At 38.0% G+C, this 25,321-nt stretch carries 30 protein-coding genes; 1 reads left to right on the plus strand and 29 read right to left on the minus strand.

All coding sequences use genetic code 11. The features are described 5' to 3' along the window. Positions 1-2: 2 nt before the first annotated feature. Genes bshA through KC820_RS03640 form a run of 4 tightly spaced genes read right to left on the minus strand, consistent with a single transcriptional unit; the run spans position 3 to position 2,685 of the window. A complete protein-coding gene (gene bshA, locus KC820_RS03625) occupies positions 3-1,124 on the minus strand; it encodes an N-acetyl-alpha-D-glucosaminyl L-malate synthase BshA (RefSeq protein ID WP_212368188.1) in 1,122 nt (373 codons plus the stop codon). Continuing rightward, positions 1,117-1,533 carry a methylglyoxal synthase gene (gene mgsA / locus KC820_RS03630; RefSeq protein ID WP_212368190.1) on the minus strand — a complete coding sequence of 139 codons (417 nt, stop codon included), beginning with the start codon at positions 1,531-1,533 and terminating at the stop codon, positions 1,117-1,119. Before mgsA ends, bshA begins: the two co-directional genes overlap by 8 nt. Positions 1,534-1,544: 11 nt before the next feature. After that, positions 1,545-2,348, minus strand: coding sequence for a 4-hydroxy-tetrahydrodipicolinate reductase (dapB, locus tag KC820_RS03635; RefSeq protein ID WP_212368192.1), 804 nt, complete (start codon positions 2,346-2,348; stop codon positions 1,545-1,547). Then, a complete protein-coding gene (locus tag KC820_RS03640) occupies positions 2,341-2,685 on the minus strand; it encodes a nucleotide pyrophosphohydrolase (RefSeq protein ID WP_336511014.1) in 345 nt (114 codons plus the stop codon). The genes dapB and KC820_RS03640 overlap by 8 nt, the downstream gene beginning before the upstream one ends. A gap of 136 nt (positions 2,686-2,821) precedes the next feature. On the opposite strand from KC820_RS03640, the gene KC820_RS03645 reads away from it, so the two are divergent. After that, on the plus strand, positions 2,822-3,691 hold the full coding sequence (locus KC820_RS03645; protein ID WP_212368194.1) for a YitT family protein: 870 nt from the start codon (positions 2,822-2,824) through the stop codon (positions 3,689-3,691). A 183-nt stretch (positions 3,692-3,874) separates the two neighbouring features. On the opposite strand, the gene KC820_RS03650 is transcribed toward KC820_RS03645, so the two are convergent. From KC820_RS03650 to rpsA, 25 genes are all read right to left on the minus strand, one after another. Next, entirely contained in the window at positions 3,875-4,555 is a 681-nt protein-coding gene (locus KC820_RS03650; RefSeq protein ID WP_212368196.1) for a zinc metallopeptidase, read from the minus strand. A 42-nt stretch (positions 4,556-4,597) separates the two neighbouring features. Beyond that, on the minus strand, positions 4,598-4,786 hold the full coding sequence (locus KC820_RS03655) for a hypothetical protein (protein WP_212368199.1): 189 nt from the start codon (positions 4,784-4,786) through the stop codon (positions 4,598-4,600). Between the two features lie 42 nt (positions 4,787-4,828). Next, the gene (gene lhaT, locus KC820_RS03660) at positions 4,829-5,413 is read right to left on the minus strand and encodes a lipoprotein heptaprenylglyceryl N-acetyltransferase LhaT (RefSeq protein WP_212368202.1); all 585 of its coding nucleotides are present in this window, start codon (positions 5,411-5,413) and stop codon (positions 4,829-4,831) included. Between the two features lie 100 nt (positions 5,414-5,513). Beyond that, on the minus strand, positions 5,514-6,353 hold the full coding sequence (locus KC820_RS03665) for a c-type cytochrome (protein ID WP_212368205.1): 840 nt from the start codon (positions 6,351-6,353) through the stop codon (positions 5,514-5,516). 35 nt (positions 6,354-6,388) lie between these two features. Then, positions 6,389-7,063, minus strand: a complete 675-nt coding sequence (gene qcrB, locus KC820_RS03670; RefSeq protein WP_144087314.1) for a menaquinol-cytochrome c reductase cytochrome b subunit — start codon at positions 7,061-7,063, stop codon at positions 6,389-6,391. Between the two features lie 3 nt (positions 7,064-7,066). Then, on the minus strand, positions 7,067-7,576 hold the full coding sequence (locus KC820_RS03675) for a QcrA and Rieske domain-containing protein (protein ID WP_144087315.1): 510 nt from the start codon (positions 7,574-7,576) through the stop codon (positions 7,067-7,069). Between the two features lie 133 nt (positions 7,577-7,709). Next, a complete protein-coding gene (locus KC820_RS03680) occupies positions 7,710-8,171 on the minus strand; it encodes a DUF2487 family protein (RefSeq protein WP_144087316.1) in 462 nt (153 codons plus the stop codon). 15 nt (positions 8,172-8,186) lie between these two features. Then, positions 8,187-8,735, minus strand: coding sequence for a ReoY family proteolytic degradation factor (locus tag KC820_RS03685; protein ID WP_144087317.1), 549 nt, complete (start codon positions 8,733-8,735; stop codon positions 8,187-8,189). A 16-nt stretch (positions 8,736-8,751) separates the two neighbouring features. Next, positions 8,752-10,005, minus strand: a complete 1,254-nt coding sequence (locus KC820_RS03690) for a tetratricopeptide repeat protein (protein WP_186279494.1) — start codon at positions 10,003-10,005, stop codon at positions 8,752-8,754. A gap of 44 nt (positions 10,006-10,049) precedes the next feature. Further along, positions 10,050-11,309 carry a 3-phosphoshikimate 1-carboxyvinyltransferase gene (gene aroA / locus KC820_RS03695; protein WP_212368365.1) on the minus strand — a complete coding sequence of 420 codons (1,260 nt, stop codon included), beginning with the start codon at positions 11,307-11,309 and terminating at the stop codon, positions 10,050-10,052. Next, a complete protein-coding gene (aroB, locus tag KC820_RS03700) occupies positions 11,306-12,409 on the minus strand; it encodes a 3-dehydroquinate synthase (protein ID WP_212368207.1) in 1,104 nt (367 codons plus the stop codon). The genes aroA and aroB overlap by 4 nt, the downstream gene beginning before the upstream one ends. After that, a complete protein-coding gene (gene aroC / locus KC820_RS03705) occupies positions 12,406-13,572 on the minus strand; it encodes a chorismate synthase (RefSeq protein ID WP_212368210.1) in 1,167 nt (388 codons plus the stop codon). The genes aroB and aroC overlap by 4 nt, the downstream gene beginning before the upstream one ends. A 15-nt stretch (positions 13,573-13,587) precedes the next feature. Next, the gene (locus tag KC820_RS03710) at positions 13,588-14,361 is read right to left on the minus strand and encodes a CheR family methyltransferase (RefSeq protein WP_212368213.1); all 774 of its coding nucleotides are present in this window, start codon (positions 14,359-14,361) and stop codon (positions 13,588-13,590) included. A gap of 182 nt (positions 14,362-14,543) precedes the next feature. Beyond that, the gene (gene ndk, locus KC820_RS03715) at positions 14,544-14,990 is read right to left on the minus strand and encodes a nucleoside-diphosphate kinase (RefSeq protein ID WP_212368216.1); all 447 of its coding nucleotides are present in this window, start codon (positions 14,988-14,990) and stop codon (positions 14,544-14,546) included. A gap of 83 nt (positions 14,991-15,073) precedes the next feature. Further along, complete coding sequence (locus KC820_RS03720) at positions 15,074-16,048, minus strand: polyprenyl synthetase family protein (protein WP_212368219.1); 975 nt, start codon at positions 16,046-16,048, stop codon at positions 15,074-15,076. A gap of 17 nt (positions 16,049-16,065) precedes the next feature. Then, a complete protein-coding gene (locus tag KC820_RS03725) occupies positions 16,066-16,770 on the minus strand; it encodes a demethylmenaquinone methyltransferase (RefSeq protein WP_212368222.1) in 705 nt (234 codons plus the stop codon). Positions 16,771-16,783: 13 nt separating this feature from the next. Then, positions 16,784-17,437 (minus strand): heptaprenyl diphosphate synthase component 1, encoded by a 654-nt coding sequence (locus KC820_RS03730; RefSeq protein WP_212368225.1) that lies wholly within the window; start codon positions 17,435-17,437, stop codon positions 16,784-16,786. Between the two features lie 265 nt (positions 17,438-17,702). Continuing rightward, positions 17,703-17,975, minus strand: coding sequence for an HU family DNA-binding protein (locus KC820_RS03735; protein ID WP_144087326.1), 273 nt, complete (start codon positions 17,973-17,975; stop codon positions 17,703-17,705). Between the two features lie 328 nt (positions 17,976-18,303). After that, the gene (gene spoIVA / locus KC820_RS03740) at positions 18,304-19,782 is read right to left on the minus strand and encodes a stage IV sporulation protein A (protein ID WP_212368228.1); all 1,479 of its coding nucleotides are present in this window, start codon (positions 19,780-19,782) and stop codon (positions 18,304-18,306) included. A gap of 155 nt (positions 19,783-19,937) precedes the next feature. Then, positions 19,938-20,648, minus strand: coding sequence for a hypothetical protein (locus tag KC820_RS03745; protein ID WP_212368230.1), 711 nt, complete (start codon positions 20,646-20,648; stop codon positions 19,938-19,940). A gap of 14 nt (positions 20,649-20,662) precedes the next feature. After that, positions 20,663-20,860, minus strand: coding sequence for a DUF2768 domain-containing protein (locus tag KC820_RS03750; RefSeq protein WP_212368233.1), 198 nt, complete (start codon positions 20,858-20,860; stop codon positions 20,663-20,665). A 262-nt stretch (positions 20,861-21,122) separates the two neighbouring features. Further along, positions 21,123-21,386 carry a stage VI sporulation protein F gene (locus KC820_RS03755; protein WP_212368237.1) on the minus strand — a complete coding sequence of 88 codons (264 nt, stop codon included), beginning with the start codon at positions 21,384-21,386 and terminating at the stop codon, positions 21,123-21,125. A gap of 86 nt (positions 21,387-21,472) precedes the next feature. After that, positions 21,473-22,498, minus strand: coding sequence for an NAD(P)H-dependent glycerol-3-phosphate dehydrogenase (locus tag KC820_RS03760; RefSeq protein WP_212368240.1), 1,026 nt, complete (start codon positions 22,496-22,498; stop codon positions 21,473-21,475). A 16-nt stretch (positions 22,499-22,514) separates the two neighbouring features. Beyond that, positions 22,515-23,825 carry a ribosome biogenesis GTPase Der gene (der, locus tag KC820_RS03765; RefSeq protein ID WP_212368243.1) on the minus strand — a complete coding sequence of 437 codons (1,311 nt, stop codon included), beginning with the start codon at positions 23,823-23,825 and terminating at the stop codon, positions 22,515-22,517. A 327-nt stretch (positions 23,826-24,152) separates the two neighbouring features. After that, on the minus strand, positions 24,153-25,292 hold the full coding sequence (gene rpsA / locus KC820_RS03770) for a 30S ribosomal protein S1 (RefSeq protein ID WP_212368246.1): 1,140 nt from the start codon (positions 25,290-25,292) through the stop codon (positions 24,153-24,155). Positions 25,293-25,321 lie beyond the last annotated feature (29 nt).

The following is a 25,321-nucleotide window of genomic DNA, read 5'->3' on the forward strand; positions in this document are numbered from 1 at the left end:
TTCTATACTTCGTAATAAAGATTTTCATAGCGCTTAATGATTTGTTCAGCATCAAAGTACTCTCTCACTCTTTCTTTGGAAAGGATGGACTGTCGTTTCCATTCGGACTCTTTGGATAAAAGATGGATAGCTCTATTGCTCATCCCTTCAATATCGCCAACTTCACAAATATAGCCTGTTTCGCCGTCTTTTATCACTTCAGGAATCCCGCCCGTATTCGAACCAATTGACGGCACTCCAGCTACCATAGCTTCCAAAAGCACTAACCCGAAGCTTTCTTTTTCAGAGACTAACAGGTTTAAATCACTAATTGCGAACAAGTCATGTATATTGTCTTGCCTACCCATAAAAATGACTTTTTCTTGTAATCCTAGACTTTGAACGAGTTGATAAGCATCACCATATTCAGGGCCATCGCCTATTAAAAGAAGTTTTGTGTTTACTGTTTGTTGAACTCGATGAAAAACATGAATGACATCTTGAACTCTTTTCACTTTGCGAAAGTTGGAAATATGAATCATTACTTTTTCAGCTGGCTGAATGGATAATTTTCTTTTTAATTCTTTCTTATCAGTTGGTTCGTCTATTTTATCAGATTCAATAAAGTTATGAACGACTTCAATGTCTTTTTGTATATTTAGTAATTCTTTCGTTTGGTCCCTTAAACTATAGGAAACAGCCGTGACAGCATCCGACTCTTCAATGCCGAAACGAATTAAATTCGTTAGACTTGGATCAATACCAAGTACCGTAATATCTGTTCCATGCAAGGTTGTAATGACACGCACATCTTTTTTCGCCATTTGTTTAGCTAAGAGAGCGCATATTGCATGTGGCATCGCATAATGAGCATGAATAATATCCAATTGTTCACGATCGATAACCTCGGCTATTTTACTCGCCAAAGATAAATCATAAGGCGGGTGTTTGAATACTGGATAATTTGCAATTTCAACTTCATGGAAGAAGATATTAGGGTCTAGCCGTTTTAAACGAAATGGCATGGTTTGTGAAATGAAATGAATCTCATAATCCCGGTCTGATAAATGCATACCTAATTCGGTTGCTACCACCCCAGATCCCCCGACTGTTGGATAACAAACGATACCTATTTTTTTATTCATCATATAAGGATGTTGACTCCTTGACCATTCTCCAATCAAGCCATCCGCTTTGAATCCCGCGAATCATTATCTCAGCTGATGCTTCATTGGTAGCGAGAGGGATTCGATATACATCACATAACCTTAGTAATGCAGTGACATCTGGTTCATGTGGTTGAGCTGTCAATGGGTCTCTAAAGAAAACAACCAAATCTAAATCATTAGCTGCGATTTTAGCACCGATTTGCTGGTCGCCACCTAATGGACCTGATTGAAATCGATGAACATCCAACCCAATCTCTTCTTGAATCATTTTTCCTGTAGTACCTGTTGCAAATAATTCGTAATCATTAAAAATATCTTTGTAAGCTGTGACGAAATTGAGTAAATTCCTTTTTCTCTTGTCATGTGCAATTAATGCAATTTTCATTATTTCACAACCTATTCCATTAAGTTTTCAAGTCCATAAACGAAATCTTCACGGTTCATAACTTCATTAACTGCAAACTCAACACCGCTCATAAATGAAGCTCGATCTGCTGAATTGTGGTTAATCGTTAATGTTTGTCCACTCATCCCAAACACAACCTCTTGCTGGGCGATAAATCCTGGGAGTCGCATGCTGTGAATTTTCATTCCGTCTATGTCTGCCCCTCTGGCCCCTTTAATCGTTTCTATTTCCTCTGGATGCCCTTGCTTATGCTTTTCTCTTACTTCTTGAATCAGCTGAGCTGTTTTGACTGCTGTTCCCGAAGGTGCATCCAACTTGTTGTCATGGTGTTTCTCGATGATTTCAACATCTGGAAAATATTTAGCAGCCTCTTTTGCAAAGCGCATCATTAAAATGGCACCAATCGCGAAATTCGGTGCGATAACAATGCCTGTTGCATTCGATGTACTTAATTCCTCAAGTTCTTGCAATTGATCACTTGAAAACCCAGACGTCCCGACAACCGGTCGTACATGGTGAATCAGAGCTTGCTTCGCATGATGATAACCAGCATGGGGATTCGTCAGTTCAATTAAAACATCTGCGTTCACTTGATCGAATGCTTCTGTCGCGTCTGTGAATATGGGTGCATCAAATGCAGGCATGCCTTCCAGATCGCGTAATTTCATTCCATTGTTTTTTCGGTCGATACAACCAACTAGGTGAAAATGCTCTGTGCGTTCAATTAACGATATAGCTTCTCGGCCCATTTTACCGCGAGGGCCGGCAACGACCATATTAATAGTTTTATTCATGTTGATTCTCCTTCTTCGTCCAACGGTTTTGATCTCTATGTTCTATTTTTGACATGCTTCGATCGAATGCTTCATCAAGCTCAATGCCAAGTGAATTCGCTAATGTCACCAACACAAAATAAACATCACCTAGCTCATCTTCAATCGACTTTTCTATTTCTGTAGATTTTTTCGGTTTTTCTCCATAATAATGATTAATCTCTCTGGCAAGCTCACCCATCTCTTCAGTAAAACGGGCCATCATAGAAAGTGGAGAAAAATAACCCTCTTCAAATTGACGGATAAACCGATCAACACGGTCTTGTGTTTCTTTTAATGTCACTGATTGTTTTTCCACGATTTAACGTCTCCTTCATGAAAACATCTAATCATATGTTAGCTAAACAGACGAATTTTGACAAATCATTAAACTTTGTTTGATGAATCTACTTTATTTGTCTATAATATTCTGGAGATATGTTTGGGGTGGTTAAATGAAAATACCGATTAAAATGAAGAATACATTATTTATTATCATTGGTTCTGCAATCTTTTCATTTGGAGTCGTCAATTTCAACATGGCGAATAATTTAACAGAAGGTGGATTTACAGGAATCACACTTCTTTTATACTTTCTTTTTTCTTGGGATCCTGCAATTATGAACCTTGTTTTGAATATTCCGGTATTTATCGTAGGATGGCGTTTGTTAGGACTATCGACGTTTATTTATACGGTAATTGGTACTGTTATGGTTTCTGTATTTCTATGGATTTTTCAAATCTTCCCGTACGGATTTTCCTTACAAAATGATATGACACTGGCGGCATTGTTTGCTGGTTCCTTTATTGGTGTAGGATTAGGAATTATTTTTCGCTATGGAGGTACAACTGGTGGCGTTGATATTATAGCTCGGCTAGTTAATAAATATATTGGCTGGGGTATGGGACGAACAATGTTTTTATTCGATGCTGTTGTTATTGTAGCATCAGTAATTTTTTATCTGAATGAAATTGAAGGTATGTACACGTTAGTTGCGGTATTTATCGCCGCTCGTGTCATCGATTTCATGGTCGATGGTGCTTATGCTGCAAGAGGTGCTTTGATTGTATCAGAGCACCAAGAAGCAATTGCCAATAAAATATTGAAAGAAATGGATCGCGGTGTGACGCTGTTACATGGAAGTGGTAGTTACACAGGAGAAGATAAGAAAGTCATTTACTGTGTTGTCGGACGAAATGAAATTATACGATTGAAAAATTTGATTAACGAAGTTGACCCACATGCCTTCGTTTCCATGATGACCGTGCATGACGTTCTCGGCGAAGGATTCACTTTGGATGAAAATAAAAATCCGATTGATTAATTACTTCAGTGCCTGAATGAAAATGCGTAACGTATTTTTATTCAGGTTTTTTATTTGTAATCTGAGTTAGAACGAAAAGATAATAAAAGTTCTTTTCCGTATTTTTCACCCTATAAAATAATGGCATACTAGAATATTATGCCTAGTATGCCATGTGTGTCATTATTTATCTTTATCAGAGAATTAGTTATTACTGTTCAAATATAACAAAACAAAACGTAGAAGCTCCATAACTGCTACTGCTGCAGCGGCAACATATGTTAATGCTGCGGCATTTAACACTTTCTTCGTTTCGCGATGTTCACTACTTGTCACAACTCCTGTAGAGACAAGCTGATTCATCGCACGATTGGAAGCATCGAATTCAACAGGTAATGTAACCAACTGGAACAGTACAGCAAAAGCCATTAGGAAGATTCCTGCTAAGTAAAGTCCATTTGCTTGCAGAAAAATTCCACCTAGAATTAAAAAGTACGCCATATTGGAACCCAAGCTTGCCATTGGAACTAAAGCTGTTCTAAAACGCAGAAATGCATAATCTTGCGCATGTTGAATAGCATGTCCGACTTCGTGAGCTGCAATGGCTGCAGCAGCTTGGGAAGGTCGATGGTAGTTGTCTGGCGATAAACGAACCACCTTTTGTCTTGGATCATAGTGATCGGACAGGAAACCCTTCGTTTCCTCGACACGTACATCATATAAACCGTTATCTTGCAAAATTTTTAAAGCAACATCTCTTCCAGTCATACCAGAAGAATTTTGGATTTTCGAATATTTTTGATATGTTTTCTTCACCCGGCTACTTGCCCATAAAGGTAGTATGAGCAATATTCCAAAGTAGATTAACATTGAGCCAATTGTCATAGTCGTTCCTCCTATATATTTCTCTCTCTATATAGGTCAATTTTAGTCAAATTCATCATCGTTTTCAACACTTTTGCTCTGTTGCATTTGTTTATATTTTTTCCATGAAACATAAATTAATGAACTGATAACAATGGTAAAAATAACGGCTACGATTAACAAAAAGTGGCCCCAACTTGGTGTTCTGCTCATTACGAAAAAAGAACCAATAAGATGCCAATTATATCCCATTCAGCTCAACCCCTCTATAAAGGCTTTACTCATTTTATGCGCTTATAGGGTCAACTTAGAACGAGGGGATTTGATACCATAGCGATAGACGAGCCATATTGAAAGTATACTTAACCAAAAAGTAAAGTAACCAACGTGATTCATTGAATCGGTTAATTGGTGGTAGATCGGCATCATACCATACACATAGTCAATAACATCGTTGTGTAACGTCCAAATTGCCGCAACAATTAAATGTTTCATTTCGATTCGGTAAAATTTAGCATAAAGTAGTCCTTGTACAGCCATCGCTCCATGAGAAAATACTAACATCAATCCTACGGTGGTTATAGACGATAATTGAATGAACGTTAAACCATTCATCACAACAGCCCATACTCCGTATTTAAATAATGTAAGCATAGCTAAAGCTTCTATGTATTTAAAATTTCGTCCTAGCAAGAAGCCAATTAGAACGATAACAAAAAACAGAGATGCTGTAGGAGAATCAGGAACAAATGGGATAAAGATTGGTGGTGTTATTTCTAGTTGCCAACCATACCAAATATAACCATAGATCGTCCCTAAGATGTTGATGATTAATAAGAGTATCACAAACGTTCGGTTCATTAATAAGTAGTTCAACATATGTTCTTCAACCCGCACTTTCTTGTATGTTCATGTGAAAAAAACCGACAAAATCATTTAATCGATTTTGCCGGTCTATATTCAACAAATTATACCATTATTACTCAGCGGAATCTTCACCTTCGCTGCTATCTTCAGAGCCGGAGCTTTCTCCTTCTCCTTCTGCAGCTTCACCACCGGAAGCCGTCAAGATAAAGTCAGCTAGTTGGTTTAATTCTTCTTCTGAGCCAGTAAACATATCTGCAGGCATCTCACCGATACCGTTCTGTGCAATGTCTTTAATTGCAGCTGCATCGTATGGAAGGTCCACTAGATCTGGAGCCATTCCAGGGACACCTTGCAAACTGTCACCGTGACAGCTCATACAGTTATTTGCATATACTTCATAACCTGCATGATCTTTGTCTACTTCAACTTCAGTCATATTTGACACAGAGTATTCTGCACGCTCTTCCCAGTTAACTGCAGAAGCAGATTCATACGTTAACCAGAAAACGGAAACAACCGCTAATAGCATAAGAATAACTGCAATTGGTCGCTGTGTTGGACGACGGCCAGGCTTGCTATCTAGGAAAGGTGCTAACAATAGTGCACCGAAAGCTAGTCCTGGAATACCAATCGTACCAATTACCACATATTCTGCAGCCGCAAACTCATATTTCAACAATTCATATAAGAATAAGAAATACCAGTCAGGCAACGGAATATAACCAGATGTATTTGGGTCTGCTTTAATCTCTAAAGGAGATGGGTGAGCAGCAACCAAGCATAGAAAACCAATTAGGAATACAGCACCTACTAACCATTCTTTTAATAGAAAGTTTGGCCAAAACGGTTCTGTCCTACCAGGATATTCTGAATAGTCTTTTGGAATGGTTTGCTTTGGTCCCACTTTAATACGGGAATCGCCAACAAACTTCATACCTTTACCTTTTTGCACAGTGTTCCCTCCTTTTTGTATTCACTAAATAAAACTTATAGTGGTCCGCTGATTCCTTGACGACGAATCATGATAAAGTGTGCTGCTAATAAACCGAATAAGACAGCAGGTAAGAAGAATACATGAATCGCAAAGAATCTGGTCAGGGTCTGTGCACCAACAATCGTAGGATCACCAGCTAGAAGTGTTTTAATCTCAGTTCCTATAAATGGTACACTTTCAGCAATTTCCAGTCCAACTTGTGTAGCGAAAAATGCTTTGTTGTCCCATGGTAATAGGTAACCAGTAAACCCTAAACCTAAAATTACAAAGAATAATAATACCCCAACAACCCAGTTCAATTCACGAGGTTTCTTGTAAGCACCTTGGAAAAACACACGCAGTGTATGTAAGAAAATCATAACGATTACTACACTGGCTCCCCAGTGGTGCATTCCTCGAACAATTTGTCCGTGAGCAACTTCTGTTTGTAAGTATCGAACAGATTCCCAAGCATTTTCAATATCCGGTACATAGTACATTGTCAAAAACATACCAGATAGAATTTGAATGACGACAACGAAAAACGTTAATCCACCAAAACAATAAACAAAAGCTGAGAAATGGTGGGCTGGGTTTACGTGCTCAGGAACTTCGTGATCGGCAATATCACGCCAGATTGGCGTTACATCCAATCGTTCATCAATCCAGTCATAAATTTTGTTTAACACGTATTATGCCCCCCCTCTTGCATGCGTTTCTGGACTTAGATACAGCTTTCCTTCTTCAACCTTAAACGTATACTCATGTAATGGTTCAGTTGGAGGAGTACCTGCAATGTTTTCTCCTTCAGCGTTGTAACGACCATCATGACAAGGACAGAAAAATTCATCTTCCTTTTCTGTTGCCCAGTCAACTGTACAACCCAAGTGCGTACATACTGGTGATAAAGCTAGAATATCACCGTTACTGTCATAAAATACGAAAGCATTTTTTTCAACTTTCGATTCATACCAACCATCTGTTTGATCGACTTGGAATGAGACTTTCTGTGGTGTTTCTGTGATTTCATCTACGTCCAAAACGTAAACAAAGTCACCAGATTTCTCACCTTTCAATAGTGGGTCTACTGCAAATCCAACCATTGGCGCGATTAATGCAGCACCCATAAAGCCACCAACACCTGTTAAGGTATAGTTCAAAAATTGTCGACGAGAAACTTGGTTGTTCTTTTTATTGCTCATTCTTTTCCCCCCTCTACCATCTGATGCAACGCATAGGGTCTTTCGAAACGATTATTTATTAGGACAATACAATGATAGCGTATCCCTTCATTACGGTCAATAAAAATCCTATTTCGACGAAAATTTTTCAAAATTAAGACCAACTTTCTTTGATTAATTCTTCGATATCGATAATTTGAGAGCGAATGACTTCACGAACCTCATTTGATTGAAGATTGCCACTTTTGATTGCAGGAAGCCAAACTAATTCACCTTCTATGGAGCTTGACTGTTTTCGCCATTGTTTATCGAATGTTAATAGGAACACTTCGTTGAAAGGTTGTTTCTTCACTTCTTGGATAACATGATTAATGCGTTCAATTTCATTATCAATCAAACTATTTTTTAAATAAGTATAGACTGGAAATAGAAATATTCTACCTTTCAATCGTTGTTCGAGTTGATGAGAGTATAAATTCATTAGCTCTTGTTGAAACGACGTAAGAACCATTTCTTGATCATCATGAATGGCATAAGGGACTAATGGAATGATTGCTGTATCGATATATTCCTTTTCTTGGATATACATTTTTATATCTTGTTCAATATATTTCATTTTATACTTCCCTCCTTATTCAGAGTGTTCTTTGTCAAGATTATTCAATAACTTGCTCCATTTCAAAAAAGCTTCTTCATCACCTTGGTCTAACGCTTCATTTATTCTCTTTTGCAATGATTTTTTTTCATTTTCTCGAGATGTCTCTTCTAAAAATTTTTCGATCGCATTATAATCCTTTTTTTCCAAGTAATAATCGTCGGGTAAATATGGATTCTCTTCTAGTACATCTGCATATTCAGCCGATTGCCGGACGTCTTCATATATAAATTCAATAAACAACTCTTGATCTTGATTTAAACGAATATCATGAAATGCTTTATCGACATCTGTCGTCACAATATGCTCTTTATAAAAACGGAATGGTCTACTTTCTTCTTCTTCCGTCGAAACAATGATGCTTCGTGGTGTCAAGTGAGCTTCATAGATAAAATGAATACCGTTAAGTAATTGTTCTCTTTTTAAAATATACTGAAGTAACCACACGACTTCCCTTTGCTCAGGGGGATGTGTGGTTAGGAACCATTCAATAAAAGCCTTTTTTCGCTCAGAAGGCACTTGCATTTCTTTACACCTGCCTTTATTCGTTAGTCAATCGACTGACAAAATCACTAACTTCTTCATCTTCAGGTCGGAATGTCAAATAAGCTTCCAACAAGGATAGGCTTTGTTCCCGGTTACCTTCTTCATTCATAAAGTAACCATATTCTTTCAGAAAGTCTGGCTGCTCTTTAAATGAAGGATAAGCCTTTTCGTAAGCTTGCTTAGCTTGGTCAAACAATTCCAATTCGATCGAAACTTGAGCCTTTCTCCATAGGAGGATGTCTGGGTAAGCTTCATAACTTAAAAGCTCATCCAACAAGTCGTTGGCCGCTTCATAGTCCAAATCATCTTCATACAGTTCAAGTAGTCGCTCAGCAGCTTCTTCAAATCCAGGATCTAATGAAAGGGATTGTTTTAAATAAGATTCTGCATCTTTACGATTCCCTAGCTCAACAGCGTACTCGGCTGCCAGTAAGTACAATTCGTTGTTGAATTCATCTTTTTGAATGCCTTGCTCTAATGCTTCAAAAGCTTCCTGAACAGCTCCTTCCTCATGTAAGGAAGTTGCCAACAATGGATATACACTTGTATAATCCTGGTCGATTTCGAGCAATTTTCGCCACGCTTCAATCGCTACTTGATATCTTTCCAATTGATACGCGGTATATCCATATTTGAATAGTTGATCTGGATGATCTAAAGTAATCATTTCATAATATCGTAACGCTTCTTCCCAATTACCTAATGATGAGAGTGATTCAGCAAGCCGTTCTTTCACATTGACGATAGATACCTCTTCTTCCATCCGTTCAATTCGTTCATAATATGGTATCGCTTTCTGAAATTCTCCATTTGAAAAAGCCAATTCAGCCAATGCTAAATCAATAATCGGTTCGTTTGGTGAAATATCTTTTGCTTCTAGCAATTTTTGTTCCGATACTTCAAATAAACCTTGTGTTTGATATAAATCGGCTAGTTGAACTAACGCCGGTACATAAGCTTCTTCTTCAGGACGAATCGTTTCCATTAATTCGATGACTTTCTCGTCATCCCCAATATCCGTATATATTTCGGCCAGTAGTAATTTAATGTGTGAGTCTTCAGGGTAAAGCAATAACATATCTTCATAGATTGCAATTGCATCATTCATTAATCCCCAATCTTGAAAAAGTTGGGCAATCTCAATTCGTTCATCTTCTCCAGCGCTCCGTTGGTATTCTTGTAAGAGTTGGATGGCGTCATTTATTTTATCTTGGTCTTTCAATTGAAGTGCCTGATTAATAATATCCATTATCTTCGGCCACCTTTCTTTCATTCTTTTGGAGAATGTATCGGTTATATGAATTCATTCAACTGTTCAAAGAAATTAGGGTATGAGATTTTAACACAGTCTTGATCATCAACCGTTACGTCACCACTCGTAATTAACGAAGCAATCATTGCTGTCATGGCAATTCGGTGGTCGTGAAATGTTTTGACCACTCCACCATGCAATCGAGTCCGTCCCTGTATGACCATTCCATCATCCTTCATCTGAATATCTGCCCCGAGTTCTTCTAAACCAAGTACAGTCGCTTTTATGCGGTCCGTTTCTTTAAATCGTAACTCTTCTAAATGATGAAAGTGAGACGTACCTTCAGCCTGTGTTGCGACTAAAGCCAAAATAGGGATTTCATCAATGAGTGTTGGTATTTCATCAATTTCTAATGACGTTGCATTTAATGTCGAGTATCGAACAATAATTGTTCCGACTGGTTCGTTCATCGCATCTAACTTTTCTATGATTTCGATGGATGCCCCCATTCGCTTCAATACGTTCAGAAAACCGATTCTCGTTGGGTTAAGACCAACATGTTCAATGGTCAATTCACTTCCTGGAGTAATGACTGCAGCTGCAATCCAATAAGCTGCTGATGAAAAGTCTCCAGGTACCTCGATGTTTTTTGCATGTAGCAATTGGTTTTCCTTTAAAGTAATTGTATCATTTTTATTTTCGATATGAAGCCCATAAGCTTCAAGCATACGCTCAGTATGATCTCTTGATTTCGTTTGTTCTGTTATAGATACATGAACTTGTCCGGTAAGTCCTGCGAGAAGTAAAGCTGATTTTACTTGAGCGCTGGCGACAGGCATTTCATAATCAATCTGTTTCAGCGCACCTCCTTCAATTGTCATAGGTAAGTGGCCATCCTGTTGCAAAAAATTAAACGTTGCACCCATCATTGAAAGTGGTTTGGTCACACGTTTCATTGGCCTACTTGATAAAGAAGGATCACCTTTTAATACAGTTTTAAACGGCATGGCTGACAAAACACCCGCCAACAACCTGGCAGTTGTCCCTGAATTACCAAGATCAATGGCATTTTTAGGCGCTGAGAACTTTAGAGGTCCCTCACTTTCAACGATGACTTGCTGATTGCGTTTAGTAATTTGTACCCCCATCTCCTGAAAAGCATCCAGTGTACGTAAACAATCTTCCGAAAACAAGAAATTATCAATCACTGTCTTCCCTGTCGATAAGCTTGCTAAAATTGCAGCTCGGTGAGATATTGATTTGTCACCTGGAACGATGAGTGTTCCGTTAATACCGTTCATTTGAGCCAATTGAATTCACCCTGATTCCACTTTGTAATAAATTCATTGAGATAACTTTCCATTGTATAGACGTTGATATTTTGTAAGCATGGACTTCCAATTTGTTTCAAAAGAACAAGCTGCAATTCATCCTGCGTATTCTTTTTATCAAATTTCATGTTGTTTAGAAGCTCTGCACTTGTAACATCATCTAATTGTAACGGATAATCCATTTGCTTTACCCAATCCATCAGTCTTTGAAATGAAAATCCTTTCAGATGATTGAACTTCTCGTTCGATAACCATAGAGCAAAGATCATTCCAAGCATCACACATTCACCATGGGTACGCGAATTCATATGTGCCGCTTCCAATGCATGGCCAAATGAGTGTCCAAAGTTCAAGAATTTCCGAATACCCGTTTCTTTTTCATCCTTCTCTACAATCTTATTTTTCACTTGAATCGACTGTACAAGCAAATGTTTAAAATCATTTGAAGAAAGGTCAAAATCCACTTTAATCGAAGACAACAAACTATCATATAACTTCTGGTCTGCAATTAATCCATGCTTCACCATTTCAGCTAGACCGGAGCGTATTTCTTGCTCGTTAAGCGTTTGGTACATTTCGAGATCAAAAATAACTTGATGAGGCGGATAAAAGCTACCTACGATGTTTTTCTTTCCGTCTAAGTTAATCGCTACCTTTCCACCAATACTACTATCGTGCGCAAGAATGGTAGATGGCATTTGTATGAATCCAATTCCTCTAGCAAAGGTCGCAGCGGCAAATCCCGCTAAATCCCCAACGACTCCGCCGCCTAATGCGAGGATGGCTGATTTTCTTGTCATGCGTTGATTTAGTAAAAATTGTTGCAAGCTTTTATATTGTTCCATCGATTTGGATTGTTCACCTGGCGGAATAACATAAACGTCAACTGAAAAAGATGATTTCAATTCTTGTAAACAATCATCGAGATAATATTTTTTCACATGCTCATCCGTTACGATGACGAGTATTTCAATGGATGGATCAAGTAATTCCTTTATTCTATGACGCAAGCCTGCATCAATTAAAATCGGATACGTATGTGATTGAGCTGTAACCGAGAGTTCAATCAAAATAAACGAGTCCTTTCTCTGTAATCTGCAACTGATTTCTTTAATTGATCCATGAAATCAGCTGGAAATTGATCTAGAACGGCGTTTGCGACTTCCCAAGCAACCACATGTTCCATGACGACAGCTGCTGCTGGAACAGCACAAGAATCAGAGCGTTCGATACTTGCCTTAAATGTTTCTTTCGTATCAATATCAACACTATTTAACGGTTTGTATAAAGTTGGTATGGGCTTCATGACTCCTTTTACGACGATTGGCATCCCAGTTGTCATGCCACCTTCAAACCCACCTAATCGATTTGTTTCGCGTTGATATCCATCTTGCTCATTAAAGCTAATTTCATCGTGAACTTCACTTCCACGTTTGTTTGCTACCTCGAAACCATCGCCAAACTCTACACCTTTAAAAGCATTTATACTCATCACACTGCCAGCTATTTTTCCATCTAATTTTCGATCAAAGTGTACATGTGATCCAAGTCCTACAGGTACTCCTTCTACGTGTACCTCACATATGCCACCAATGGAGTCGCCTTCTTGCTTAGCTTGGTCAATAGCTGCTTTCATGTCTTCTTCCACTGAAGGATCAATGACATGCAATGATGATTGATAGGAAATCTCTTGTTTTTCTTTCATCGTTAATTCAGGTCGGTCATTTGCTTCTACTTGATAAATTTGTTTGACGAAACCTAATACTTCAATACCGATCTCTCGTAATAACTGCTTGGCAACTGATCCGGCCGCTACTCTTGCAGCCGTTTCACGGGCAGAAGAACGTTCAAGGATATTACGCATATCCCGATGGTTGTACTTCAATGCACCATTTAAATCAGCATGCCCTGGACGAGGTTTTGTTACTTGTCTGCGGATTTCAGTATCCTTCGGTAAGGGTTCCGCCCCCATAATATCTGTCCAATGTTTATAATCGTCATTATTCAGTACTAGGCTGATCGGTGAACCTAAAGTTGAACCGTGTCTAACACCCGAAGTAATCTCAATTAAATCTTTTTCAATCTTCATCCGTCGACCTCTTCCGTAGCCTCCCTGTCTACGGATTAATGAGTGATTAATATCTTCAGCCAACAATTGTAAATGTGCTGGTATACCTTCGATAATTGTAGTAAGCTGCTTTCCATGTGATTCTCCTGCAGTTAAAAAACGCATTGTCCATGACTCCTTTTAAACCTTTTGATAAAAAAATGAATCAATCGCTCGCAAGCCATATTTCTCTGGATGAAAAATCTGTTCTGTACTGCCAACAAACAAAATTCCACCTTCATTCAAATGGTGCGCGAATTGTGTATAGATTTTTGTCTTCGCTTCATCCGTAAAATATATTAATACGTTTCGACAACAAATTAAGTCGTATTTACCTGTAAAGGAATCAGCGAGTAAATTATGCTGTTCAAAGGATATGACTTTTTTTAATTCATCGTTTACTTGATAAACTTGTCCTTCATGATGAAAATACTTTCTTTTTTGTTCTTTCGTGACTTCTTTTAACGAACGCTCGTGATAAATACCTTGCTGTGCCTTATGTAATACAGTCTCATCTAAGTCAGTAGCTAAGATGTTCATCTGGTCCCAACGTAAAAATTCATGCAAAAGAATCGCTAGTGTATATGGTTCCTCTCCAGTCGAACATGCAGCACTCCAAACGTTGATGCGATCTTTGTCTTTTAGTAAATCAGGGAGTAAATTGGATTGGAGCCGTTCCCACCTTAAACGATTGCGAAAAAATTCTGAGACATTAATTGTCATTCGGTCTAATAATTCCGTTAATAATTCTCGGTCATTCTTTACTGCTTTGAAATAGCTTGAGAATGTGTCGAAACCACGCTTTTCTCTTAAGGAAGTCAATCGACGTTTCATCTGTTTCTCTTTATATAATCCTAAATCAATGCCTGTTTGCTTTTTAATTGAACTTACAAATTCAGTATAATCATTCGTCACAACTTTTACTCTCTCCTACATCTGTAATACTTCTTATTATAAAGAAAATGGCGGTATAATGCTATTGTTCCATGAATCACCAAAATATTTAAAACTCGATTCCATGATGGTTATTATTGATAACAGGAACAGCAAAAAAACCAGCTACAAATTGCAGCTGGTTTTCTGGAATTTAAGAATGCTTAGTAAATCCAAGTATCTTGATCTTTTTGATAATCAACGAGTTCTTCATTTAAGAAAAATAGTTCGATTTCACGTTTTGCTGACTCTTCAGAATCAGAACCATGAATTACGTTCTTGCCTACTGTTAAACCAAAGTCACCACGAATAGTTGCAACGTCAGCATCTTGTGGGTTTGTAGCACCCATCATTTTACGTGCAGTTGCAATTACATTTTCACCTTCCCACACCATCGCAAAAACTGGTCCGGAAGTAATGAAGTCAACCAATTCACCGAAGAATGGCTTATCACTATGCTCACCATAATGTGTTTCAGCTAAGTTTTGGGAGATTTGCATCAATTTAGCCCCCGCTAGTTTAAATCCTTTACTTTCAAAACGAGATACGATATCTCCAACTAGATTACGTTGTACGCCATCAGGCTTGACCATAACGAATGTTCTTTCCATAGTTAACACCTCTTTAATGTATTTATGCTATTTTCAAACCGTAAAAAGTTTATCAAAGATTAATGAAAATTACAATTTAAATATTAATATTTACGCTTCCCTAAATAGATCGCTATTTTTCGTAACGTTTTTTTAATCGGGTGTGACGGCAACGTTTCCAATGCATTGAGTGCCCTGTCTAAATAAGCGTCACTCCAAGCATAAGCCTCATCAATCGCAGACGACCTACCGATATCGTGGATTGTTTGGATAATCTGTTCTCGATTGTATGCTGTAGGATCTTTAAAATACGATTCAATGGATGAAAGTGAAGCATCATCATTTTGAATGGCTAGAATCGCTGGCAATGTTAGATGTCCATTTAACAAATCACTTCCGACCGGCTTGCCAAGTTCTTTTTCGGAAGCTGTAAAATCAAGTATATCATCGATGATTTGATAAGCCATGCCAATATAATAACCAAATCTTTTTAGCTGAATGATTTCTTCATCGCTGCATTGTGATGAGATTGCACCAAGTTCAGTGCTCGAAGCAATTAATAAAGCCGTTTTACGCTTTATTCTTCTAAAATAACGGAATAAATTCTGTCCAATCATATAGCGATCTTTTAATTGTTCAATTTCTCCCAATGTAAGTTGATGGATTGTATGCGATAGAACTTGATGAAGTCTTGGTTCATCTAAATTCTGTAACAATTCAACTGCACGAGCAAAAATAAAATCACCTGTAAACATAGCTGTTCCATTATCCCATCGGTTGTTTACAGTAGGTTTTCCTCTTCGGATTGTTGCCCGATCAATTACATCATCATGGACAAGTGAGGCCATATGGATTAATTCAAGGGCAATAGCGACTTCAATCACATCTTTCTGCATTGGGGCACCAAATTTAGAAGCTAGCAAGACAAATACCGGACGTATCCGTTTACCACCAGCTTCCAAAAGATGACTTGATGTATGGCTGATCATAGAAGGTTCAGCAGAAGTTATCTCTTTGATTTTACGTTCAACTTGATCCATCTCTGGCTTGATCGATGATAAAGTCGCTGCAAGTTTCATCCGTTTTCACCTTTTCTTTATTTAGTGCCTTTGTGCATAGCTGCTGCACCAAGCGCGTATGATTTCACTTTGACATTTTTAAATCCTGCGTCTAAGAACATTTTTTTCAATGTTGCTTTATCCGGAAAGTTTTTTGTTGATTCATTTAGCCAAACGTATTCATCATAGCTTTTCGCAAATAATTTACCGAACAAAGGCATGATGCGACGGAAGTAAAAAAAATACAGTTGTTTATATACCGGCAGGGTCGGTTGTGAAGTTTCAAGGCAAACAACACTTCCTCCCGGTTTAACAACGCGGTACATTTCTTCTAGTACACGATTGTAATCGGGAACATTTCGTAAACCAAACCCAATCGTTACATAGTCAAATGAATGATCTTCATAAGGTAAGTTCATTGCATCACCGTGGGTAAATGTGATGTTTTCAATTTGCCGATCAGCTATCTTTTTCTCCCCGACAGAGAGCATGTTTTGACTGAAATCTAAACCGATGACTTTGCCGTCCTTTCCGGTCGCTTCAGATAAAGCGATTGTCCAATCACCTGTTCCACAGCATACATCTAAACAATCAGAACCTTGTTCAACAGCCATTCGCTTCATAACATCTTTGCGCCATGCTTTGTGACGTTGGAATGAAATGATTGAGTTCATTTTATCGTAACGGTTATAAATTTTTTCAAATACAGAATGTACTTTTTCGGATTTTGTTTGAGGGTCCATTAGTCTCCTACTTTCATTGACGGTTGATCGAATCCTCTTCAAATTGAGATTTTCGTTCTAGCCACTTGTCTTTTACTTGGCCGTTTCGTTGAATCATCTTTTCTATCCAGAATGGTTTGTGACTATAAACAAAATGATAAATGATTTGATTTCGTAAATGATTATAGTCAGTAAGTTGATAATACAAAGCATAAGCGTCATACAAACCGATATAAATTTCTTCTACTTTATCAAGAATATCTATAACGGATAAATCCTCAGTATGTAAAAGCTCAACTTTTGTACGATTAATTTGCTTAACTGTTTCTAGAAAATGCTCTAAGGCACTGAGTTCACCTGATCCGGATAACAGTTTATAAAACCAGGAACTATGATAGTCGCCAATTAAGGCATTCATTTGGATAGAGCCAACCATATGATGTGTATGATTACTTTGTAAAAAATCAAACTCTACACGGTCATGAATTTGTAATGAAACTTGCATGTGAATGATAGCATCAAAAATAATACGTTCCCTATCGTTCAATACAGGTTTGATTTCCTGAAAAAAATGCAAATGTTGTTTCAGGTGAACCGCGTCATATCGATCTATATCAACGTATGTATGTTTATATTTATCTATAAATGTTTGGACCAATTGATCCTGATAGTCATTTACTGAATTCAATTAAATCACCCAACTGTACCGTTCTAGGACTCCTATGATATTTTAGCATGTTCGACGCAAATTCGCTAACAAGAAGAAGAGAAAAATAAATTAAATTAATTTTCTCATATCGGTTTACCTCTTCCGACTGGTGACAAATCTATTATATAGGAACTTCCTTTGAGTTCAACCGACTTCGTTGTTCTAACTGAACCATTTACAATAAATTAGGCAAAAATAAAAAAGGAGGTTATACCTCCTTTTTAGGGATTGACCCTATGTACTGTTATTTCACAGCATCTTTTAGGGCTTTACCAGCTTTGAATGCTGGAACTTTACTTGCAGGGATATCAATTTGTTCACCTGTTTGAGGGTTACGTCCCTTACGAGCAGAACGCTCACGTACCTCAAAGTTACCGAAACCGATTAATTGTACTTTTTCTGATTTTTTCAATGAACCAGTGATTGCATCGAAAACTGCATCTACAGCATTAGAAGCGTCTTTCTTAGAAAGATCAGCTTGCTCAGCAACTGCATTAATTAAGTCTGTTTTGTTCATCCGTCTCACCTCCTCTCAAAGAGTGAGTAACTATATTAAATTGCATATTGTAAATTTTATACAATGCAACTTAACAATAAGTTCAATGAAATTGTTTAATCTACTTCGTTCTTTTCGTGCTATTATCTTGGTTAACAAAACGGTAAAAAGCCCGTAACCTTTGTGGTTCCTATATTTAACAGGCACGCTAGCTGTATTTGAATAGTATCACAAGCATATCCACCTTTCAATATAAAAATCCCTAAAACGCCTAATTTATCAACGTTTTGAGACATTTTTCTCATTTTAAACAGAAAAAAAGCGACATCTTTCTGTCGCTTTTGTAAATTTATAGGATAATCGCGATCAATCCGCCGCTTCCTTCGTTAATGATTCGCTCGAGGGTATCTTTCAATTTATATCGAGCGTGTTCTGGCATAAGTGTTAACTTTGCGTGTATTCCTTCTCGAACGATCGAGCTTAATGAACGTCCGAAGATATCTGACTTCCAAATGGACAACGGGTCTTCTTCAAAATCTTGCATTAAATATCGGACTAGTTCTTCACTTTGCTTCTCTGTACCGATAATAGGAGCGAATTCTGATTCGACATCCACTTTGATCATATGGATCGAAGGGGCTACCGCCTTCAATCTCACGCCGTAACGAGGTCCTTGGCGAATGATTTCCGGTTCTTCTAATTTCATATCCTCTAATGTTGGATTCGCAACTCCATAACCGGTCTGCTTGACCATAGCAATCGCATCTTGATATTGGTCGTACTCTCTTTTGGCATCTGCATAATCTTGAATTAACTCAAGTAAATGATCTTTTCCTCGAATTTCCACACCGACAATTTCATTTAATACTTGGTCATATAGTTCATCCGATGTGTGAAGTTCGACTTCTGCAATCCCTTCACCCATCTCCATACCGGATAACCTCGCATCAGTGACGAATTCATAATCGAAGAAATTACCTACTACTTGATCGACATCTCTCAAACGCCGAACATCTTTGACCGTTTCTTGAATCGCCTCTTGGAATTGCTTTCTGAGCCAGTGGTCATCCTTTAAGGACATCACCCAACTAGGGAGATTCACATTGACTTCAATAACTGGGAATTCAAATAGTGCTTCTCGTAAAATGTTGTGAATGTCATCTTCCCGCATTTCCTCAACAGATACGGGAATGACAGGGATATCATAAAGCTCAGCCAATTCATTACGAAGCTCGATTGTTTCCTGTTCATGTGGTCTCGAGGAATTAAGCACCATAATAAAAGGTTTACCTACTTCTTTTAACTCTTCAACCACACGGGCTTCAGCGTCAACATAATCATCTCTTGGAATTTCCCCAAAAGATCCGTCTGTTGTCACGACGACGCCAATCGTTGAATGCTCTTGAATGACCTTTCTCGTCCCAATCTCTGCTGCATCAGGAAACGGTATAGCTTCTTCATACCAAGGAGTATGAATCATTCGCGGTCCATTCTCATCTTCAAACCCTTTTGCTCCATTCACCGTATACCCTACACAATCAACTAATCTAACTTTGACATCCAGACCTTCATCAACGGAGATTTCTACCGCATTATTCGGTATAAACTTAGGTTCAGTTGTCATAATTGTTTTACCGGCTGCACTCTGAGGTAATTCATCCGTTGCACGGTCACGTTCATCTTCAGATTCAATGTTCGGTAATACAATCTGATTCATAAATTTTTTGATGAACGTGGATTTACCTGTTCGCACAGCACCAACAACACCTAAGTAAATATCTCCGTTGGTCCGCTTAGATATGTCATGAAACACGTTGAAATTATCCATCTTATCCCTCCGACCTTTTATACAGTATCGATTAACTGTTATTCATATGCACTATTAACTTATGACGTTGTCCTACTTGAATATGCCAGAAACATATAAAAAAATAGAGATCCTACAGTTTCCTTAGTAGAATCTCTATGTATTCAGATATTAAGTTATTCGGATTGTTTTAAAATAATTTCTCCATCTTCCATAATCATGGCTGGTGAAAACGCAGGAACAATCGGGTAATGCTCTGCAAGAAGATAGCGAAGATCTCCTTCATATTTCTCTATACCTTCTTCTTCCATTAATTGATATACATCCGGTCTGAAATCGACTTTCGCATCTCCACCTTTACCAATGACAATATCTAACTCTTGTCCGGTATAAGGACTAGTGACTGTGTAACCATCTTTTAATCGTAGTTTTTCTCGGTCTATCGAGAAAATCCCGTTACCAATCCGCTCACCAAATGGAGCAAAATCATTTTCATTTCGATATAAATTGATTTGATAATTTACTGTTCTTAATTGTTGAGTTATTCGTGCATCCACTACTTTTACTTTTGGATCTTCTTCTGGGTTAATTAGAACATAGGAATACTTTCCGCCGCCTGCAAATGAATTACTAGGCACCTCACCCATTATTCCTTTTTCCCTCAATACCTGAAAATCAATAGGATATTTAATAAAAATTGGTGTGTTTTGATCTTTCGTTTCAATTGGTAAAAGTCCATTTGTTGTTTCTCGGTATTCATCAACAGCTTGTTGCACACGATCTAATTGTTCATCATTCGTTGCCTGGTTTTCAGTAAGCTGATTATTCGGATAAAGACATCCGGTTAAAAGAATACTGGAAAAAATTAATAAAAGAATACGCATCATTCTTCATCCCTCATTTATTCGGTAGGTCCACTTAGGACGATATAGAAAATAATGATTGCTCCGACAATCAAGCAAACATAAGCCGTCAAAGAAACGATAAATCTTAACACACCAGATAACTTGTTTCTAGCCAAAATAATTAGGCCTGTTGCGGCAAAAAGTAAAACCATTCCTCCAAAAGATATGTACATATTTAGCATTGATTGAGACATGTTACAACCTCACTTTCTTCCCCAAAGATTATATCATATTCTTTAATCAGCTTATAAGTGATGAACTTGAAAGCTTTGTGAATTTTCAAGACACATCCATTTACATTATAGACAAACCAGAAGCCTTTCATCCGATGCAAAAGAAAAAAGAGGTGTAGGGGCGTACACCTCTCAGACTAATTCCTCACAAGCAGCTCATCACTCTTTCACCATATCATATGACAATCACGTGGGTTTGAACGTTCGCTAGCCTATACAATTGCTATTTTTTAAAAATTTGTTGAAGCATGTTCGCATCCATTGATTGATTCTTTTTTGTAACCAATTCAACAATTCGATCTTCTTTCTCTTTGGTTACCGGACGATTGGCCATTTTACCTAACCTTCTGACAAGGTTTCGAACCGTTTTTTCATCCGAGAAATTTGCTTGTTGCATCGCATTTGCTATCTGCATGATCTCTTGTGGTGAAATATCCGCCTTTTTGCTTAGATGATCCATAATCGAATTTGTAACATCATCCTTCATACGTTTTCCTCCTTACGAATACATTCATATTACTATATGCATTCTGGAGAAAGCTGTTCGTTCAACGACAGGGATGTGTCATAAATTTAATTAAAATCTACCGAGAGAGCGTTCAGTTCATTCGTCTTTCCTCGTTGCATTAAATCATCCACAACTTGGCGTGGGTCTTTGCCTTCAAACAGTAATTCGTAAATACCACTTGTAATCGGCATTTCTACTGCTTCGATTTCTGCTAATTGATGTACAGCTTTTGTCGTACGTACACCTTCGACGACCATTCCCATCTTATCAAGTACATCGGATAATTCATATCCTTCACCTAACATAAATCCTGCTCGATAATTACGACTATGTTGACTTGTACACGTGACAATAAGATCGCCGATACCAGTTAGTCCTGCAAACGTTAAAGGAGTAGCACCTAGCTTAACGCCAAGCTTTGCCATTTCAGCTAAGCCTCTCGTCATTAATGCCGCTTTAGCATTATCTCCATAACCGAGTCCATCTGATATACCAGCACCGAGAGCGATAATGTTTTTAAGTGCTCCACCAATCTCAACGCCGATAAAATCTTCGTTTGTATAAACCCGAAATACGTTATTCATAAATAAATCTTGTGCTTTTTCGGCTTCAGTTGACTTTAACGAAGAAACAGTCACCGTAGTCGGTTGTTGCAAGGCCACTTCTTCTGCATGGCTAGGCCCTGATAAAACAACTACTTTCTCACCTAATGATTCCCCTAATTCTTCCGTAATCATTTCTGAGATTCGTTTATGTGTTTCAGGTTCAATTCCTTTTGATGCATGCATGAGAACCTGATTGCTTGTTAGATACTGTTTCGCTTGTTTAATGACATCCCGAATTGCTTTTGTTGGAACGACAATCAATACAGCTTCGGAACCTTCTAGTGCAGTATTTAATTCATGGTAACCTTTAATTTTATCCGGCAGTTCAATCCCCGGTAAATATTTGTCATTTGTATGCTTATCGTTGATCTCATCTGCTTGTTCTTTTCGGTGTGACCATAATCGAACCTCATGTCCGTTATGAGCCAATACCATGGCTAATGCTGTTCCCCAGCTTCCAGCACCGAGTACCGTAACCTTTTGCATTCTTCCACCTCATCAATTAATTTCTTCTTCTGGCATAAATATTGACGGGCGTACCCTCAAAACCAAAAGCTTCTCGTATACGATTTTCCAAGAAACGTTCATATGTGAAATGCATCAATTGTGGGTCATTAACAAATACGACGAATGTTGGCGGCTTTGCGGCCACTTGAGTTGTATAAAGGATTTTTAGTTTTTGTCCTTTAATCGACGGTGTCGGATTAACGGCTAAAGCATCTTCAATCACTTCATTCAATACGTTGGTTTTTACTCGTTTAGCATGATTTTCACCAGCCATGACGATTTTAGGCAATAAAGTGTGTAGTCTTTTCTTTGTTTTTGCCGATAAGAACACGATTGGTGCATAACTTAAAAATTGGAATTGCTTTCTGATCTCTTGTTCAAATTCCTTCATCGCATCTTGACTGCTCTCAACAGTATCCCATTTGTTAACGACAATAACAATTGCACGTCCCGCATCATGTGCGTATCCAGCAATTTTTTTATCTTGTTCTCGTATGCCTGTGTCAGCATCAATTAAAATGAGAGCGACATCTGAACGTTCGATTGCTTTCATAGCCCTCAGCACACTATATTTTTCTGTCGTTTCATAAACTTTGCCTCTTTTACGCATCCCTGCTGTATCGATGATGGTAAAATCTCTTCCCTCTCTCGTAAAAGAAGTATCTACAGCATCTTTAGTTGTTCCTTCGATATCGCTAACGATGACACGATCAACGCCAAGTATGGCATTTACAAGAGAAGATTTACCGACATTCGGTCTTCCAATTAAGGAGAAATAAATTCTATCTTCATCCTCGATTTCATTGCTGCGATCAGGAAAATGCTTTACGACCTCATCCAACAAATCACCTAAACCTAATCCATGTGTACCGGAAATTGGAAAAGGTTGTCCAAAACCTAATGCATAATATTCATAAATTAAATGTTGCATTTCATAGCTATCAACTTTGTTAACGGCGAGCACAACCGGTTTATTGGACCGATATAAAATCTTTGCTACTTCTTCATCTGCACTCGTAATGCCTTCTCGACCATTGACCAAAAAGATAATAACGTCTGCTTCATGAATTGCAATTTCAGCTTGCTCTCTAACTTGTACAAGCAGTGGCTCATCGCTTAAATCAATTCCACCTGTATCAATTATATTAAAATCTGTATTTAACCATTCTGCTTTTGCGTAGATGCGATCTCGGGTAACACCAGGTGTGTCCTCAACAATCGAAATCCGCTCTCCAACTAAACGATTGAAGATGGTTGATTTACCGACGTTCGGTCTGCCTACAATAGCAACAGTCGACTTTCTCATAATCATTCATTCCTAACAACATAAGTAAATTTTTTAATGCACAATCTGCAAAATTAAGACTTTTAACATTGTATTTCATAATAAAATAATCGGATAAAAAAGCTGGGACAAAAATTGCTTTATATCAGAAAGTAACGAGTGACAGCATATACCGATCTATACTTCCAGAAGCGAGACAACTTAATGAATGCTCGTTCTCCTATTCTGGAAATTTGCGTGTAATAAACCCTGCCATACTGCGCTTCTTCTGATTAATAAATGTTTGTTAAGTCCCAGCCTCTTCCAATCATTTTATTGTAAAGTTATTTCATGTAGCTTATTAAATCTTTAGTCCCTCATCTTTTTTAGTTTGTCCCCGACAAGGTCACCAAGTTGGAACGTATGGTCATCTTGGTCTTTTTGGTATTTTTGATATTCAGAACGATCTTGATCTTCTTCAATTTCACGAATACTTAAAGAGATTCGTTTCTTTTCGGCATTTACTTCAAGCACTTTCGCTTTTACTTTCTGTCCTTGCTCAAGTACTTCTTCTGGTCTACCAATATGTTCTTTCGAAATCTGAGAAATATGCACAAGTCCTTCTACACCTGGAAGCACTTCTACGAAAGCGCCAAAATGAACGAGACGAACGACATTTCCTTCAACAATTTCACCAACATTAATTTGTTCTTCAATTCGATCCCATGGACCAGGAAGTGTTTCTTTCACAGAAAGTCCAATTCGCTCATTGTCACGATCAACTGAAATGACTTTTACCTTCAATTGGTCGCCTTCACTAACGACATCGCTAGGTTGGTCAATATGCTGGTGGGATAATTGTGAAATATGAACCAATCCATCCATTCCACCTAAATCAACAAAAACACCGAATGGAGCTAGTCGTTGTACAGTTCCTTCAACGATGTCACCAATTTCGAGGTCTTGTAGTAATTTTTGTTTTTTCACTTGCAGTTCCTCTTCAGCTACAGCTTTATGGGAAACGATGATTCGGTTTTTTTCCTCATCCATTTCAATGATTTTTACAGATAAAGTTTTTCCTTTGTATTCACTTAAATCTTCTACGTAATGCGTTTCGACATGAGAAGCTGGCATAAATGCACTCAATCCAGCATTCACAACCAAGCCGCCATTGACTGATTCAATCACTTCCACGTCGAAAACCTCTTCATTTTCGAAGCGTTCAGTCAATTTTTGAAATGCTATTTCGCGGTCTTTCATCTTTTTGGAAAGAATAATTGTATCTTCTTCTACTTTTTTGACAACGACACTCACTTCTTCCCCTTCAGACAATACTTCGCTTGTATGATCCACGTGCAAATGTGACAGTTCAGAAATAGGGATGACCCCATCAAATTTTGTTCCTGTATCTACAACTACTTGCTTCTCCTCTAATTTCAATACAGTTACATTCAATTCATCTCCAACATTCAACACATTTACTTCATGGTCTTCATGATTCTCTACCATGTCCAAATCCTCCTTCGTACCAGAACTCT

The organism is Allobacillus saliphilus (assembly GCF_018138385.1).
In the GTDB taxonomy this organism is placed as follows: Bacteria; Bacillota; Bacilli; order Bacillales; family Alkalibacillaceae; genus Allobacillus; species Allobacillus saliphilus.